Source organism: Ktedonobacter sp. SOSP1-85 (assembly GCF_016587415.1).
Classification (GTDB): domain Bacteria; phylum Chloroflexota; class Ktedonobacteria; order Ktedonobacterales; family Ktedonobacteraceae; genus Ktedonobacter.
Genome location: NZ_BNJI01000003.1, coordinates 595,421 through 610,622, shown reverse-complemented (window position 1 = coordinate 610,622; position 15,202 = coordinate 595,421). Strand labels below are relative to the sequence as shown.

General features: G+C 54.0%; 14 protein-coding genes. 6 read left to right on the top strand and 8 right to left on the bottom strand.

Features of this window, described 5'->3' with window-relative positions; genetic code table 11:
- Positions 1-14 precede the first annotated feature (14 nt).
- The gene (locus KTE_RS50270; protein WP_374226886.1) at positions 15-425 is read left to right on the top strand and encodes a zinc ribbon domain-containing protein; all 411 of its coding nucleotides are present in this window, start codon (positions 15-17) and stop codon (positions 423-425) included.
- 30 nt (positions 426-455) lie between these two features.
- Here KTE_RS50270 and KTE_RS40785 read toward each other — a convergent pair whose 3' ends face one another.
- Together KTE_RS40785 and KTE_RS40780 are read right to left on the bottom strand one after the other, a co-directional pair.
- Positions 456-1,409 carry a zinc-binding alcohol dehydrogenase family protein gene (locus KTE_RS40785; RefSeq protein WP_201392137.1) on the bottom strand — a complete coding sequence of 318 codons (954 nt, stop codon included), beginning with the start codon at positions 1,407-1,409 and terminating at the stop codon, positions 456-458.
- 102 nt (positions 1,410-1,511) lie between these two features.
- The gene (locus tag KTE_RS40780) at positions 1,512-2,111 is read right to left on the bottom strand and encodes an Hsp20/alpha crystallin family protein (RefSeq protein ID WP_201392135.1); all 600 of its coding nucleotides are present in this window, start codon (positions 2,109-2,111) and stop codon (positions 1,512-1,514) included.
- A 338-nt stretch (positions 2,112-2,449) separates the two neighbouring features.
- On the opposite strand from KTE_RS40780, the gene KTE_RS40775 reads away from it, so the two are divergent.
- Both KTE_RS40775 and KTE_RS40770 read left to right on the top strand, forming a co-directional pair.
- Positions 2,450-4,108 carry a zinc ribbon domain-containing protein gene (locus tag KTE_RS40775; protein WP_201392133.1) on the top strand — a complete coding sequence of 553 codons (1,659 nt, stop codon included), beginning with the start codon at positions 2,450-2,452 and terminating at the stop codon, positions 4,106-4,108.
- Positions 4,109-4,145: 37 nt separating this feature from the next.
- The gene (locus tag KTE_RS40770; protein ID WP_201392131.1) at positions 4,146-4,616 is read left to right on the top strand and encodes a GNAT family N-acetyltransferase; all 471 of its coding nucleotides are present in this window, start codon (positions 4,146-4,148) and stop codon (positions 4,614-4,616) included.
- 72 nt (positions 4,617-4,688) lie between these two features.
- Here the strand turns inward: KTE_RS40770 and KTE_RS40765 are convergent, their stop codons facing one another.
- The 6 genes from KTE_RS40765 to KTE_RS40740 all read right to left on the bottom strand — a co-directional run bounded on the left by KTE_RS40765 (position 4,689) and on the right by KTE_RS40740 (position 12,110).
- Positions 4,689-5,570 (bottom strand): DUF3445 domain-containing protein, encoded by an 882-nt coding sequence (locus KTE_RS40765; RefSeq protein WP_201392130.1) that lies wholly within the window; start codon positions 5,568-5,570, stop codon positions 4,689-4,691.
- 183 nt (positions 5,571-5,753) lie between these two features.
- Complete coding sequence (locus tag KTE_RS40760; RefSeq protein ID WP_201392128.1) at positions 5,754-6,779, bottom strand: CHAP domain-containing protein; 1,026 nt, start codon at positions 6,777-6,779, stop codon at positions 5,754-5,756.
- An 801-nt stretch (positions 6,780-7,580) separates the two neighbouring features.
- Positions 7,581-7,985 (bottom strand): VOC family protein, encoded by a 405-nt coding sequence (locus tag KTE_RS40755; protein WP_201392126.1) that lies wholly within the window; start codon positions 7,983-7,985, stop codon positions 7,581-7,583.
- 89 nt (positions 7,986-8,074) lie between these two features.
- On the bottom strand, positions 8,075-9,499 hold the full coding sequence (locus tag KTE_RS40750; protein WP_201392124.1) for a hypothetical protein: 1,425 nt from the start codon (positions 9,497-9,499) through the stop codon (positions 8,075-8,077).
- A gap of 549 nt (positions 9,500-10,048) precedes the next feature.
- On the bottom strand, positions 10,049-10,477 hold the full coding sequence (locus KTE_RS40745; RefSeq protein WP_201392122.1) for a hypothetical protein: 429 nt from the start codon (positions 10,475-10,477) through the stop codon (positions 10,049-10,051).
- A 10-nt stretch (positions 10,478-10,487) separates the two neighbouring features.
- A complete protein-coding gene (locus tag KTE_RS40740) occupies positions 10,488-12,110 on the bottom strand; it encodes a hypothetical protein (protein ID WP_201392120.1) in 1,623 nt (540 codons plus the stop codon).
- Between the two features lie 225 nt (positions 12,111-12,335).
- On the opposite strand from KTE_RS40740, the gene KTE_RS40735 reads away from it, so the two are divergent.
- The 3 genes from KTE_RS40735 (at position 12,336) to KTE_RS40725 (ending at position 15,147) form a co-directional block, all read left to right on the top strand.
- Positions 12,336-13,799 (top strand): glucoamylase family protein, encoded by a 1,464-nt coding sequence (locus KTE_RS40735; protein WP_201392118.1) that lies wholly within the window; start codon positions 12,336-12,338, stop codon positions 13,797-13,799.
- A 210-nt stretch (positions 13,800-14,009) separates the two neighbouring features.
- Positions 14,010-14,531, top strand: a complete 522-nt coding sequence (locus tag KTE_RS40730) for a hypothetical protein (protein WP_201392116.1) — start codon at positions 14,010-14,012, stop codon at positions 14,529-14,531.
- Between the two features lie 196 nt (positions 14,532-14,727).
- Positions 14,728-15,147, top strand: a complete 420-nt coding sequence (locus KTE_RS40725; protein ID WP_201392115.1) for a nitroreductase family deazaflavin-dependent oxidoreductase — start codon at positions 14,728-14,730, stop codon at positions 15,145-15,147.
- Positions 15,148-15,202 lie beyond the last annotated feature (55 nt).

Here is a 15,202-nt window from a genome sequence, read left to right as displayed (position 1 = left end):
AAAAAGTGCCAGCAATGGTAACTCGTCGGCTTCCTATCCTACAGTATGGCAAGGACATTGACTATCTCACGCACAAAAGCAAGGCTGCTCACATCATGAGCTTCACCGGCTCGGAACGAGGAACCTCGAGCCAGTGTCCTGCATGTGGGCATAGACACAAGCCCAAGGGAAGAAATTGGACATGCCAACAATGCCAGTTCTCCGGGCATCGGGATCTGGTGGGTTCGGTCAATATGCATCAACTCAGCTTTGGTTGTCAAGTGAAGTTTCCTCAATCCTTCACGTATCTACGTCCACCTGGCTTGTCCAGGCGAAGTAGTAGTAGGGCAGACACGCCCCAACGTTGTCTAAGCAAGGAACCGGCCCAACCACGTATCGCGGATACGGTCTCCCGGGAGACTGGCCAAATCGGTGACGTGGCTTAGAAGCCCGTCCCGTTTACGGGACGTGGAGTGTCACGGTATAAAGACTATTTTGCCTCCCGCGGAACCCTGGGCCAGGAGCTGGTAAGCCCTGGGGGCCTCTTGTAGCGGGAAGGTGCGTATCTCCTGGGGGACGCGCAAGGTGCCTGCTTCAAAGCCCTGTTTGATCTCGGAGAGAATATGAGCTGTCTGGCAGGCGCCAAGCTGAAGTGAGTCGACTCCCACCAGGTGTAGCTCTCGGTGGTAGAAGTCACGCATATTGAATTGTACCTGTCCATCGCCACGCGCGGTAATGGCGATGAGCCGTCCCCCATGGGCGAGGCAGGTCAGTCCCAGGTCAAAGAGTGGTCCCCCTACTGTATCGACGCAGGCGCTGACCCCTTCGCCGTGTGTAAGCTTCATAAGGTCGGTCTGGGCATCGGGCCGCTCGGTGTTGATCACTTCGTATGGCTCATTGCCCCGTGGTTCACCGCGCTGGGCGCCAAACATGCGCAGGCCGCGCATCTTGCCCAGCTCGATGGCGGCGTTGCCGACCGCGCCCCGCGCGCCCAGTACCAGTACAGAATCACCTTTGCTTGCGCCGCTTGCTTGAAGCGTAAGCCAGGCTGTCAGGAAAGGTACGCCAATCGCGCCCGCCTGTTCCATCGAGAGGTTGTGTGGTTTCAGACTGAGCGTATCGCGTGGCGCGACAATATACTGGGCGTGCGAGCCATCGCGGGTAAAGCCAAACTCGGCCCCACTGGCCCAGACCTCTTGCCCGCGCAGCTCCTCCGGCCCTTCGACCACGATGCCCGCGAAATCACGTCCTGGAATGCGCGGTAACTGGGTTTGGATGAAGCGACCCAAAATATTGCCGATGTCGCTGGGATTAAGTCCGGCAGAGCGTATTTCGACCAGGACCTCGTCCGCCCCTGGACGAGGTCGCTCAATCTCGCTCATATGGAGTGTTTCGGGTGGACCAAACTCAGTGATGCGCAAGGCTAACATGATGTATCCTTTCCTGGTGGCTTGTGGAGAGAGGCAAAGCAAGCATGTGTCGTGTTGCCAACTTTGCCTCTCAGAGATTACAGGCTGTCAGTATTATTGTAGCTAGTGCCCAAGGTCAGTGGATGGACGCTGTGATTCATCCATGGATGCTGACCGCTGTTCAGGGGCTGGAGATGGCTGCTGCTGGCTAGCTGTCGCAGAGGACGCACCACTCTCCGACACCCGTGATTGTGGGGCTTCAATTGTACCTCGTGCTTGTTCCTGACCTGCCTGAATGGCGATATGGCGCGGACGAGCCGCCTCACTCACAGGTAGGCGTATGGTCAGGATCCCATTTTCATACTCGGTCTGTACATGGTCCATGTCAACAGGACGCTCAAAGCTCATGCTTCGGGTGAATGTTCCCGAGTGAAGCTCATGTACGAGCCAGTTGCCTTGTGGAACATCAGAGCTACGGCGATACTGGCCATGGATGGTGAGCATATGCTGATCGATGGTCAGGCTGATGTCTTCGGGTTTCATCCCTGGCAGTGCCGCATGTACGACATAGTTATTGCTTTCCTCGTAGACATCGACAGGTAGGCTTGTCTCAAGGCCTTCGCCAAACAGGCGTGGTCGTATAAAACTCTGCTCAAAAAGCTGGTTGATAGCGTTGCGCAGACTTAATCCCTCACCGAAGGGATCATAACGTGAGATGCCCATAAAAATGTGCCTCCTTTCGGCAAACTTATCTCCTGGCTTATTGACCCATGAGGCTTTGTTTTCTCCTCACAGGAGATATCACGACGCGCCCGCTTTGCGGGTCGACACAGGAATACCAACTCGTCTGAATGCTACAAGTGCGGCGGATAATCTGCCTGTGTTACAGAGAACGCGGCGAGAAAGCCCCGGTCATTCATGCCGGGGATGAATCGCCGCCTCTGCTGGATGAGAGGAAAGAGAGCAGGGTCAGATACCTAGAACTTGCGTTCTTCCGGACACTCTGCTACAATAGGCGTCAGTGGATCAAGATCACGTGTGTGTTCAAAGAAGGGGCCAGAATGTCGAAGAAGTGTCAGGGACAACGCAAACAGAAAGAACAGCAGGAGAAGCGACCTGCAACCCCCACCTTTCTGCTGGAACTGCCCCTGGTCGTCGATCCAGGGCAAGCCGCCCGCCTGCGCGCCCATCTGGAAGCCGCTCGCCAGCTCTACAATGCCATCCTCTCCGAAGGCCAGAAGCGTTTGAGGCGCATGCGGGCTGACCCCGCCTGGCAAGAGGCCCGCGCCCTTCCTCGCACCCACAAAGCGGAACGCGCGGCAGCCTTCTCCGCCTTGCGCAAGGCGCATGGCTTCTCCGAAGCCGCCCTGCATGAAGCCGTCAAGGGGCTACGCGTGGGCTGGATTGCCGAGCACATCGAGGCGGTGCTGGCGCAAACGCTGGCCACTCGCGCCTATCGCGCCCTCAATCGCGTCTGCCTGGGCAAGGCCACACGCGTGCGTTTCAAGAGTCGAGGGCGCGGCTTCTCCAGCATCGAAAACAAGCGCAATGATACCAGCCTTCGGTTTGTCCTGCAGCCACCCGAAGCCGGAAACGCAGGTTTTCTCCTCTGGAACGGAGACCAGGTGCCCGCCCTCATCGACTGGAAGGATGAGGTGGTGACCCATGGCCTCAAGCACCGCATCAAGTACGCTCGCCTCATCCAACGTCCCGCCAGTAGCCCCAGAGCCGCCGGAGCTGATGCGCAGGGATATCGCTACGTGGTCCAGCTGGCCCTGGAGGGCAAGCCTCACCATAAGCCCAAACACACCGTTGGGACGAGCACCGTTGGAGGGGATCTGGGACCCTCGACGCTGGCCCTCGTTCCCCAGGAAGGGGAGGCGAGCCTGCAGGTGTTCTGCGCGGAATTGGCCCCTGATGCGAAGGCCATTCGTCGCTTGCAGCGGCAGATGGAGCGGCAGAGGCGAGCGGGCAATCCTGAACACTACGACGAGAAGGGGCGCATCAAAAAGCAGGGCAAGCGGAAGCTGCGGTGGATGCAGAGCAAACGCTACCAGGCCACGCGACGGCGCAAAGCGAGCAAAGAGCGCAAGCTGGTGGCGCACCGCAAGAGCCTGCATGGCCGCAAGGTGCATGAGGTGGTCGCGCTGGGCAGCACCATCATCATCGAAAAGATGTCCTACAAGGCCTGGCAAAAAACGTTTGGCAAGAGTGTGGGACTGCGAGCCCCAGGGATGTTTGTGGAGTTGTTGAGGCGCACCGTTGCAAGCACGGGCGGCATCCTGGTAGAAGTTCCCACACGCACGACAGCACTGAGTCAATGGTGTCATGGCTGTGGCAGACGGGTCAAAAAGCCGCTCTCTCAGCGGTGGCACCAGTGCTCCTGTGGCGTGGGTCCCGTGCAACGCGACCTGTACTCGGCCTTTCTTGCCGCCTATCTCGATCCAGCAGATCCCATTCCCTCGTGTGCCCGATACCAGGGGTATTGGGAAGGTGCGGAAGCGCGCCTGCGGGTAGCACACGAGCATAGTATCCAACGCGCGAAAGAGGGGCAGGCACTGCCCCGAAGCTTGGGCCTGGCCCGAGCTGGAGCGCGTCTGCCCAAAAGTTCAGGGGAACCACCACAAGAGTCAGCCTCCCTGCTTCGGTGGGAAGAACTGGAAGCGTGGGCCGAACCCCTGGAACCCCCGCTGCTTTCGCGCGGGGAGCTCTCAGAATGAGGCGTATCTATAAAGTAAGAGACAAAGGAGAGGCTGTATGACGCAACTGGTAGCTATGACCGAGGAGCAATTTGAGCAGTATTTAAGCCATTCAATTCGAGAGTATGCGGAGGACCATATCAAGGGAGGGCGCTGGACGGCTGAGAACGCCTACGAGGAATCGCGGAAAGAATATCAAAACTACCTGCCGGAGGGCGTGCAGACGCCAGACCACTATTTATACTCGATCTATGATGAGCAGCGCGACGTGCATGTAGGCATCCTCTGGTTTGCCAGGGTCGTAAGGGGTGAGCCAATGGCTTTCGTCTATGACGTCAAAATCGATGAGGCCCATCGCAGACATGGCTATGGCTCCCAGGCCTTCCAGCTCATGGAAGAGAAGGTGCGCGAACTTTGCCTCTCCTCCATTGGTCTGCACGTCTTTGGCCATAACAAGGGTGCCCTCCAGATGTATGAAAAGCTTGGCTATGTCCCCACCAACATCAATATGCGCAAGATACTGGAGTAGCTAACGGTAGGGCCATGCTGGCATAGACTGGAGATCCACGCTTCATCGTTGGCGTGCCCCTAGGCCGATGACTCAGAGCTGGTTGAGAAGATAGTCAATGAGCATGGGGGCGAAAGGAGCAATGCCCTTATATTGCAAGACTTCAGGCGGGGTCGTCTGGAGGACGCCCAGGAGAGTCCTGGCTTGCTGACCGTTTTGCGCGATGGTGGCTATGGGTTCCTGGTAAGTGTGGATGGTGAAGAGAATATCCTGTGTGTGAGGCAGACGGATGAGTGCCTGGCGTTCTACGCGTAGCAGGCATAGCTTGCCGATAGTTTCGGGCGTGAGTTCACGTTGCGCTTGCGCTACCTCGTAGGCATATCTGGGCGTGAGATTGAGCCGGGGGATGTTCTTGATGGCCCAGTTGAGGCGCCAGACGGGCCTGCCAACCTTTAAGCGTTCCAGCAAGAGGTAGGACGAACGCCCGATACGTTCCGCGAAGAGCGGCACCTCCTGATGAATTGCTAAAAACGACTTGCCCAGTTTCTCCTCCAGGCACCAGGCGTTGGGGAAGCAGAGCTGGCCCGCGACCAGGGGGATACCCTGTGCCGTATCGGCGCGCAGCAGAAGCAAGTCCTCCTGAACCTGCCTTCCCAGCCAGTCCAGGGGGGCATAGGGGAGGCTGGCGGCCAGGCCCATTTCAAAGACCGTCATCTCTTGAAGCAGGCTATTGTGCCATGTTACCTGCTTACCGTTCTTCGTTAGTGAGAAATAATGGGGATAGTCGCGGGCAAGCTGCTCTAAAAGCAGTTCCACGATCTCCCATTGAGCTGGAAGAGTCTCCTGTGGGGCGTGTAGATAGTGATTCTGGTCGTTTGTCAGGAGTGCGCGTTTGAGCTGTATCTCAGGTGCATAGTGATCGGGATCAATCTCTATAAGGCGATCGTTTTCCAGGGCCTGTGTCCCCATAGCCATAGAGAAAACGTCAGCTTTTAAAGGAAAATAAGGAAACACATTGTCCTTCCTTCATGTCTGAGTTGAGCAGGAAATACACAAGAGCTTGTAGCGATAGTATAGCAGATATGGGATGTGGGATGGCAAGGCCAACGGCTTTGCCATCCCACATCCCATATCTGCGAAGTATCTTAATGTATCAATTTATAGGGTGACGAACGAGACACCACTACCGGGAGAGAAGGTCCAGTAAGAGAGAATACCGAAGCCGCCGCCGCCGGCATACCAGTTATAGTTGCTGGCATAGACGCTGCCATCCGAGTTGATGCGCTCGACAATAGCCACGTGGCCATAGCCGCCAGCGCCCTGGACGCCGGGTTGCAGCACGATGATAGCACCGACAGAGGGACTACCGGAGACGTGCCAGCCAGAGGCCGCGGCCTGTCCCGACCATTGCCAGGCGTCGCCCAGCCAGGGAACCCACACATTTGTGAGCTGGTGGAAGCGATACGCGGCCCAATAGGTACACTGGCCCTGGAAGAAATGGTTGCCCGAGCCACCGAGGGCTGGTCCCGGATTGACGCCGGGATAGGTGGGAGCGGGAGCAGGTGCGCTACTGGTCTTGGGTGTCTGCCGGGGAGGCTCATAGCCATCCTGCGTCACCGCCGTAGCGGTCGCAGCCTGTTGGGCGAGCAACGCCGAGTTATCCCCATTTGAATTAAACATGCCATTGGTGCTGGGAGAGGAATTAGCGGTCCCTGTATGGGCACCTACATCGCCGACCGCAGCCACGGCCATTAGTGAGCCTGCCATAATAAAGAGCAGGAGCGCGGTAACCGTCACATGGAGCATCAAGCGCCTGCCCTTAGGCTGAGGTGGAAGCATGCCGGTGCTCTGTTTGTCTGAACCCTTGATGACCACAGGCATGCGTAGAGCCGTCGTATTGCTCCGATACGCACTGGTGGCGAATGGCTGAGTCGTACCAGAGGTTTTCGTGGTATCGAGGATAGCTTTTAGCGTACCTGTTGTATAAATAGGGCCTGTATTGGGCTGGCTTGTTGCGGTAGGCGTAGGGGCTAGTTGTGGTATCCTGTCGGTTGTAGTTATATCTGGGAAAGGAAGCTGTTCCACCTCATATGCTTCCTCCTGGTTGGGAGCCTCCTGAATGACTGGATTGGAAGCTACTTTGGATTCTAAATTACGCTTTGAGCGACGTTTTAAAAACGACATACTACACTAAATCCCTTCCAGAATCTGAAGAGTCCCTCAGGACAACTACAGATGACTTACAAGACCTCCCTAAAACTCAGACCTCCTCTTTTTAGCTGACCGGGAAGCTCAAATGTATGTAGCGCAAGGCGAGTATTCGTTCCTCATACCTGAATTGCCAGAGCGCGTATATCAAGTGGCGCACCGTAGCGCTCCTACAAACTGTATCCGAAGGGGCATGGATCGGTCAAGTTGGATGCGTTAATCCAGGACCTTAGAACTATGTCAGCGTGTCACATCTTAACCCAGATTTTGCATGTGTGTTTAATGGAGTGCCAAATTGTTGAGGCAAAAGAGTGACCAAAACGCTTGCTTAAAACGTTTTTTACTTTAGGAAGTATGGGCGGGAATAATTTTCTGGTGGGATGTGTTTCCTGTAGTAGAGACAACCTCAACTTTAATGTCATGTTATTGAAAAACAATCGTGAACGCCGCTTCGCAGCGGCTAGCTCCGCTCACACGATTGATCTGCAACTTCTGAATATGTACACGTATAGTAAAAAAATCACTTATTGAATATGGGTATTCCCTAATGCTGTTATTTCCACACGCAGCCAGCAAAGGAGATTTATTATGGCAACTATCCTCGCACTCCTGCTCATCGTCCTGATCGCTGTGGCGGCCTTCGGCTTTATGACTATTTCCTACGAGGTTGAGAAACGCACCATCGATAAACAACAGTGCGGTGAATAAATAGAAGCAGCAAAAGAGGCTGGACTGATCTACTAGATCAGTCCAGCCTCTTTTGCTGCTTCTATTTATTCACCAGGAGAAGAGTTCGATGACGTAGCCGTCGGGGTCGCGGACGTAGAGCTGGGTGACGCCGTCGCCTCGGGGTTTGGGGCCGCCAACGATCTCGATGTTGCGGGCCTTGAGGTGCTGCTGGGCTGCTTCGAGGTCCTCGACTTCGAAGGCGATATGGGTGTCGCGCCCAAGAGCGAGTTCATGCTGGGTGTAGCTGCCAGCGTAGATGGCGTCGACGCGTCCAGGGGTATCCTCGCCGATGAGGTGGATGATGGCGCTCCCCTTTTTGAGCCAGGCGCCAGGGAAGTTGAAGCTGCCTGGGCGAGCGATCTCCTCCATGCCAAGTACCTGGGCATAGAATTGGCGCGAGTGCTCCACATCGCGCACGTATAAACTGACATGATCAAGTCGGCGAATCTGCATAAATGTAGGCTCCTTGCATTGTGTTAGGTATTGTCTTCTGGCAAGCTTACAACAAAACACGAAAGCGCCGCAATGGGCACTCGTTTCGGTTAAAGGGGAACCTCGCTGACTTGCAGGAGTTTATTGCCCAGGACCAGCAGAAGGTGTGTGCCATCGGTGGACCACTGGAGGACGCCAGGGTCAACTCCACTTTGCGGGAGAGGCACAGTCTTTGCGTCCTGGCCTGGTTTGACCGTGATGGTTCGCAGGCGTGCGCCCGTCGCGCAATCGTATAACTCTATGCGTGTGGCCGAGAAGTTATAGAGCGCCAGTATGTGTCCATCAGGTCGCCAGGCATAAGCGCCTGTTCCTGACCCCTGGCTGAGCAGGTTATTGAGTGCGTTGTCGTGGACGCTGATGCTGGGCAGGATATTGGTCTCGGGTGGTGTAGCCGAGATACGCGCGTTGAGGCGCTCGACACGCGAGGACCAGGCAAACAGGGCCAGGTAGCAGCGATCTGGCGACCAGGCGAAGAAGGTGGTGCTCCAACTGAAGCGAGGTTGTGAGGGGCCGTTCTGGGGTTGGATAATGCCGGGTTGCCAGAGTGTGAAGCTCTGTCCCTGCGAGGGGATGCCAACGGGTTGCGCGGCCTCGTCCTGAGCAGGTTGAGCCCGTATCTGCCCATTCTTGCCCCAGGAGAAACGAGGCGAATCCCATATAATCTGCTCGAGGTCCCTTTGGGCTGGCAGGATGGAACCACTCTGCAAATCCCAGACGGCGTATGACAATGTATCTGAGAGAAAGTTATCCTGGTTCTGTTGCGCGAAGAGTACACTGATAGCACCAGTTGCCTCGTTTAGTTGCCAGAGCCCCCAGAGGGCATTGGGATAGACGAGGGTGGCAGGTCGTGACAGGGAAATTTCAAAGGCGCAGATGAGTTGTTTGCCATCGGGTGACCAGGAAATTTGTTGGTATTGCACATCCAGAAAGTTCTGGGCGGGGAGCTTCTGGGCTATAGCTTGATTGAGGATCGTGTTGTACAGGGTGAAGCGCTTTAATGCCTGCTTGTTGCTGACTCTAAAAACCTGTATCAGGGCGTTACTGGGCTGCCGTGAGGGAGGAGAGAGTGAAGGCTGAAGGCAGTACTCGCGTTCCAGGGTAGCGATACGCTGGTTATCGGGGGCGAGTGCGGCGCTATAGCAGGGGGCACTGGCCTGGACTGTGCTGGCTTTAGCGACAGAGTCTGGAGTTCTGGAGGTATTGACGAACAAGGCCCATGAGCCGCTTATGATGTTGAGAGAGACAAAGCCAAGTAATACCACCAGTGTTACCAGCGACGCCTGAGTTTTGCGGCTACGCAGCCAGGCAGGAAGATTGAGCGTAGCGGTTCGCCGTTTGAGGGCCTTTCTATAGACATTGAAAAGAAATGCTTTTTTTGCTGGTGTGTGGCCCTGTCTTTCTGGATCGTCCAGATCGACTACCTGCAGCTCATACTCGTCATTCTCTAGTAAAGAGTCTTTCTCTCCATTGCTCATAGCACATCCTTGTGGCGCTTTATACTCAAAATAAGCTCTGATACATACTGGCTTATTAATGCAATCTGACAGCTTCTATCAGGAATTAGTCTGTACTTGTATCACAAAGTATCTATACTATACGACAGTTTTAGAATGAATTTCGAGTGCATTGTGGGGGAGGTCGGTGCCCCTCTCTGCAAGTGTACTCTCGGCGATAGCGCAGAGAGAAGGCTCGCACTTTGTTGGAGGTCTAGCGCGCGTTATGCACAAGGTCACGGGCTGGCTCGCATATATGTGTAGAAACTGTTCAGGGTGGGGGATCTGAGCCGCAGTTGCTTGTTCTGCAATACCATGAGTATGCAAAAGTTGGTCTGGCTCCACAAGTACTTTCTGAAAAGAGCATACTCTTGACTAACGATCTCCAAGCCAGGTCTTCTTCTGAGCTCTGACACTTCCCTCTCCCCCAGGAGTAGCGTAGATGACTGAGCAAAAAGCGGCTGGCGTTTTCTTTCGCCAGCTGCTTTTTTGTTGCCTGATTTAGAGGTACAAACCTGATGGATGCACAACTTAGTCCGGTTGCCAACCAGCGGAAAAGCTCCCTCCCACGCCTAATCCTTGCAACTCCTCGATTATCTCTTGATCGAGGAGGAAGCTTGGAGCAGGAGCGTCAGATGCCCCCTCTTTTGTCGCAGGCGTGGGACCATTTGCATCCGCAGTGAGCGACAGGTAGGGGTGCTGGCCTGTTTCTAACAAAAAATCAATGGGTGCTCCCAGAACACGTCGCGCCAAGCGTGCAAGGTACGTTGAGGAGAATTCCCCATACTCGCCTACCTCATTGTCTGGACCCGCCTTGATTAGTTCGATCAGTGACCCTGCCACTACACACTGGCGTAAAACCTCAGTCGTATCCGACCCACTTTTTGCGCTGATTGCCTGGACCATTTCCCAGGCTTCCCCTGGGATATTTTCGATGCTGATTGGGTACTTGCTACTCATCTTCATCTCTTTACCTCTCACCTGCCGCGCCTGCTGCCTGCTCTGCCTCGCGGCGTGATATCGCCTGCTGTGCCTCGCGGCGCGATATCGCCTGCTCTGCCTCGCGGCGCAATATCGCCTGCTGTGCCTCGCGGCGCGATATCGCCCGCTGTGCTGACGCCTGGGCGAGCACTAGTCCGCCAATAGCGTTGAGGAAAGGCGCGATTTCAGGCGGGACAAAGTAGAAGGAATCCGCTTTGCGATGTGTGTTTACCAGGTGAAGGAGGGTATCATGAAGAAGAACACTTCCCCCGCCAGTAAACATCAAGAACGACTGACCATATTGTAAGTATTTCACTATGAGGCTGTTCAGATTGTCTACACGACTTGCGATGACCTGACTCACTATGTCGTTAACAGGTTGTCTGCGTCCGCCAACGGAAATCATGCGGTTCAACAGAACACACTGAGCTTCTGCATCAGAGAGTTGAATGGTTCTGTATTGTTGACGAATAGCCTCGCTAACGCCGCGCGCAATAAGAATGGTGCCCTCCCCGATTTGCTCTGCACTCATCCTCAGTTTGGGACGAGACTCGCCACTGCGGGGTGCAATTTCCACTTCACATATGTGGAACTGCCCTCCCCCGATGTCGAGTGTAATATGGCGATCGATATTGGTCGCAATAGGTGTTCCTTCCAGCGTGTAGTACCAGGCACAGAAGGACCCGAATGTTTGTCCATAGGGAACAAACTCGACAAAGCAAATACGCCAGGTAGTTTCCTGTCCTTGCTCGTCAACACGCACAACCTCAAACGGCTTGTTGAAGATGTACTTGAGTGCTTCACGTGCTTCGGGGGTTGCACCATTTCGATCAACTTCCTCCGGGGGCAAGCCAATGGAGAGAAAAATATTGAACTCACCCTGACTGCCCTCCATAAGCTTTCCTGATGCATCGCGCTTGCCATGTCCCGCTCTGACCAGCAGTTCTACCTGGAATGCGGCTATGAACCGCTGAAAACGGTGATCTGGAAACCGTTCAGGAGAGAAACCAACCGGTAAGCTCTCAGCTTTTTTGGTCTCCAGGGCATCGTCACCCATCCAAAAATCCTCTGATCCGTTCACTCGCCATGTGATCCGGCCATCACCGCCCCGTAGTTTCTTCGCCGGGGCATATGCGGTAGGCACTCGCAATCTGGCGAGATAGGGAGCGTTCACTGTTGGCATGACACCTTTTAACGCTTCATTGCCATTGTCAATACAGGCCATCTTCGCGATGACTGGCGACCAAGAGAATGTCTCGCGATTCCAACGCTGGGAAGGGACCTCTGTTATTAACCCCTGGTCCTTGTTGTTCAGCAAGGGAGTACCAGATACCACTTTAGCCAGAAGACTGTCAGGGTGTGGATGTTGTGTCTGGACTTCTACAAAAGTTGCCATGAAATATTCCTCTTGTACTACTTTCTTTATTATTTCTCTTTTTCTTGCTGGCATGCAACTCACCTTTGTCAGGGTCATGCGTGCCATAAGCATCTCATACAGTTCTCTTTTTAAGATACCCCACGGGCCCAAAACACATTCATCAATAAAATATTCACGGAGGATATCAAAGTTGTCGCCATAGAATAAGGTGTTCTCAGTAATTGCACGAGCCATCCGAATTGCGAGAGAACCTTCGCGCCTGCGACACTCAGGGTAAGGGTCATGGGCGTGTAATGCTGGCACTGCCAGCATTACACGCCCATGACCCTTACCCTGAGGCGAGCTTGCGAGCCGAGATTAAATAGCATGCGTACAGCCATTGACGTGTTAGATGCATATATCTATACTTGGTAATAGCAAAGAACGGAATCGTCTCAAAGATGAGAGGAGAGAAGGAACTTGAAATCACTGCGTTTGACTTCTGGTATGCTCTTAGCGTTCATTCTTGCCATGGGGAGCTTATTGGCGCCTGTGGCTCATGCTGCTACGCGCGATGCGGCGTCTTCTGGAGAGTTAAATGGCGCGCAGCGCGCGGCCCTCTACGCTATAGCGGCTCAGACATGGCGCTTCTTCGATGCTGATCTTGACCCCAATACGCATTTGCCACTCGACAACATTGGCTTTAATGGAGCACCCGCGCGGGGTGCCTATACCTCGCCAACCAATATAGGGGTTTACTTCTGGAGCGTTGTCGCGGGCGAGGATCTCGGCTTTATCTCACATAAGCAGGCCCTTCAGAGGGCTAACGCGACCTTGAGCGAGGTTGAGAAGCTGAGTAAGTGGCAAGGCTTCCTTTTTAGCTGGTACGACACTGGTACTGGTCATAGGATATCTGGACCTGGCGGAAGCGACCAAGAGGGGCAGCCAGTACAGGGCGCTTTTATCTCTACAGTTGACAATGGCTGGTATGCAACGGGTCTGATTCTGGTTCGCCAGGCCTTCCCTGAGCTGGCGCAGCGGGCCACAGCGCTGTTTGACGCAATGGACTTTGGCATCTTCTACGACAATGGTGACCAGAGTACGAATATTACCGCTGGCCAGATGTATGGAGGGTATAATGCTGACCAGGGACCCGCTACCTTCCATTATGGTATGCTCAATGCCGAAACGCGTATTGCTGCATACATTGGTATTGGCACCCATAAGATGCCCGGTGATGTCTGGTGGCGTACATGGCGTACGCTACCTGCCGATTTTGCCTGGCAGGGGCAACCACCGCAGGGTTCTAATGTGACCTATACAGATCCCCAGTCGGGTAAGCCGTTTACCGTCTTCGAGGGTCACTACAGTTCCAATAACATCAACTTTGTTCCCAGTTGGGGTGGGAGCATGTTTGAAGGCTTGATGAACAATCTGATCGTCCCCGAAACTACCTGGGGAAAGCACAGCTTTGGCTTGAATGATCAGTACTACGCCCAGGCGCAGATCGCCTACGCCAAGCAGACGTTGCATTATCCCGTCTGGGGCCTCTCGCCAGCCAGCACGCCTGATGATACCGGGAATTACCTGGCATATGGAGCCCATGCCCTGGCCTCCAATAGCAACTGCTGCCCCTATGATGAGACAGCAGTGACGCCACACGCTTCATTTCTTGCGTTGACGGTGGCACCCCAGGATGCCTTTAAAAATCTTGAGGAGCTGCTCGTGCGCTATCCCTCGCTGTACGGTCCATATGGATTTTATGATGCCGTTAATCCAACAACAGGTACAGTTGGACATCGCTACCTGGTACTCGACGAGACCATGATCATCGCCGCGCTGGATAATGCATTACGCGGAGAGAAAATGCAACAGCATTTTATGCAGGATCCCGTTATCGCCGCGGCCCGTCCTTACCTGGAGGGCGAGCACTTCTCCATATAGAGCACTTTTGCTCATAACAGAAAGAGTGATATTACCAGAACAGTAATATCACTCCTTCTTGTATTCTCGCAGGCTAACATGTGAGCATGGTATACGATTTACTGAGGCGAAGCACTACTTAAAGCTGCTTGTAGTAGTTGAACGTGGCTTGTGCGTACAATAAGAGAGGCTATGTCCCATGTTTAAGTGAAACCGAGGGGAGGTATCTTATTGAGTGACTTACCATGGCTTGCGAGCCTGTTGAAATCGAGAAATACCATTGATGGTAAGATTGCTACGTTGATTGGACACGCAGCCCAGGTCGGGAATGTGGCCGAGTATATCGCTGCAGCTATCTTTCACATAGAGCTTGACGAATCAGGGAAACGTCGGGGCTATGATGGACATTTCACTTCGGGTCCGCTTGCTGGCCAGACGGTCGATGTCCAATGGCATCCCAGGCGCGATGGGCAAATGAATATCAAGGTGGATGCACTTCCAGACTATTATCTGGTGTTTACGGGACCAGAGACTACAACGCCAAGCTTTGCGAATCCCTGGCTGATTGATTCTATCTTTCTCTTCCATGCGGGCGAATTACTCAATGCCTTACATGAGCGTGGCGTCCAACTAGGAAGTGGTACCAGCGTCACTGGCCCATTATGGGAGCGCGCAGAGATTTACCCTATTCCCAGGAATACACGTCTGCGGATCTCAGAAGAGGAACGTAAACTACTCATACTCTTTAGCTGACCCAAAAAACCATTTGGGAATTATTTGAAGGAATACAGTGTTTCTTTATTAGTAAATGTATTTTTGCCCACATAAGCCCCAGTGTTTGTGGAGGGGCAAAGCGATTCACATATGTTGTGCATATTGTCGATAGAATGGTGTTAGCGGCTCTTTATCACAGAGTTATACACGCATCAAAATAATAGTAGGAGTTCAGATGGCTGAAGTAAGAGCAAATGACTGGAATAGCAAGATCATTGAGGAGTTCCGTGCGAATGGCGGGAAGGTAGGTGGCCCTTTTGCGGGTGGCACGCTGCTTTTGTTGACCACAACTGGAGCGAAGAGCGGCAAGCAGCGCGTGAATCCCCTGGCCTATCTGCCTGATGGGGAGCGTTATATTATCTTTGCCTCCAAGGCTGGTGCGCCCACCAATCCTGACTGGTATCATAACCTTGTGGCTCATCCCCATGTGAAGCTTGAGGTAGGCACCGAAGAGTTTGAGGCGACGGCCACCGAAGTCGCTGGCGAAGAGCGCGACCAGCTCTATGCAAGAATCGTGGAGCGTATGCCTGGCTTTGGTGACTACGAGAAGAAGACCACACGCAAGATTCCTGTGATCGCCCTGGAGCGCCAGTAAGCCTGTTACTGGCTGTACGCGGTTACAGAAGAAACATACATAGTGAGCTGATTGG

Coding starts and splice junctions, on each gene's coding strand:
- KTE_RS40725 (WP_201392115.1), top strand. CDS start 14,728: ATGGCTGAAGTAAGAGCAAATGACTGGAATAGCAAGATCATTGAGGAG.
- KTE_RS40750 (WP_201392124.1), bottom strand. CDS start 9,499: ATGAGCAATGGAGAGAAAGACTCTTTACTAGAGAATGACGAGTATGAG.
- KTE_RS40745 (WP_201392122.1), bottom strand. CDS start 10,477: ATGAGTAGCAAGTACCCAATCAGCATCGAAAATATCCCAGGGGAAGCC.
- KTE_RS40760 (WP_201392128.1), bottom strand. CDS start 6,779: ATGTCGTTTTTAAAACGTCGCTCAAAGCGTAATTTAGAATCCAAAGTA.
- KTE_RS40775 (WP_201392133.1), top strand. CDS start 2,450: ATGTCGAAGAAGTGTCAGGGACAACGCAAACAGAAAGAACAGCAGGAG.
- KTE_RS40755 (WP_201392126.1), bottom strand. CDS start 7,985: ATGCAGATTCGCCGACTTGATCATGTCAGTTTATACGTGCGCGATGTG.
- KTE_RS40740 (WP_201392120.1), bottom strand. CDS start 12,110: ATGGCTCGTGCAATTACTGAGAACACCTTATTCTATGGCGACAACTTT.
- KTE_RS40770 (WP_201392131.1), top strand. CDS start 4,146: ATGACGCAACTGGTAGCTATGACCGAGGAGCAATTTGAGCAGTATTTA.
- KTE_RS50270 (WP_374226886.1), top strand. CDS start 15: ATGGTAACTCGTCGGCTTCCTATCCTACAGTATGGCAAGGACATTGAC.
- KTE_RS40780 (WP_201392135.1), bottom strand. CDS start 2,111: ATGGGCATCTCACGTTATGATCCCTTCGGTGAGGGATTAAGTCTGCGC.
- KTE_RS40765 (WP_201392130.1), bottom strand. CDS start 5,570: ATGGCTATGGGGACACAGGCCCTGGAAAACGATCGCCTTATAGAGATT.
- KTE_RS40785 (WP_201392137.1), bottom strand. CDS start 1,409: ATGTTAGCCTTGCGCATCACTGAGTTTGGTCCACCCGAAACACTCCAT.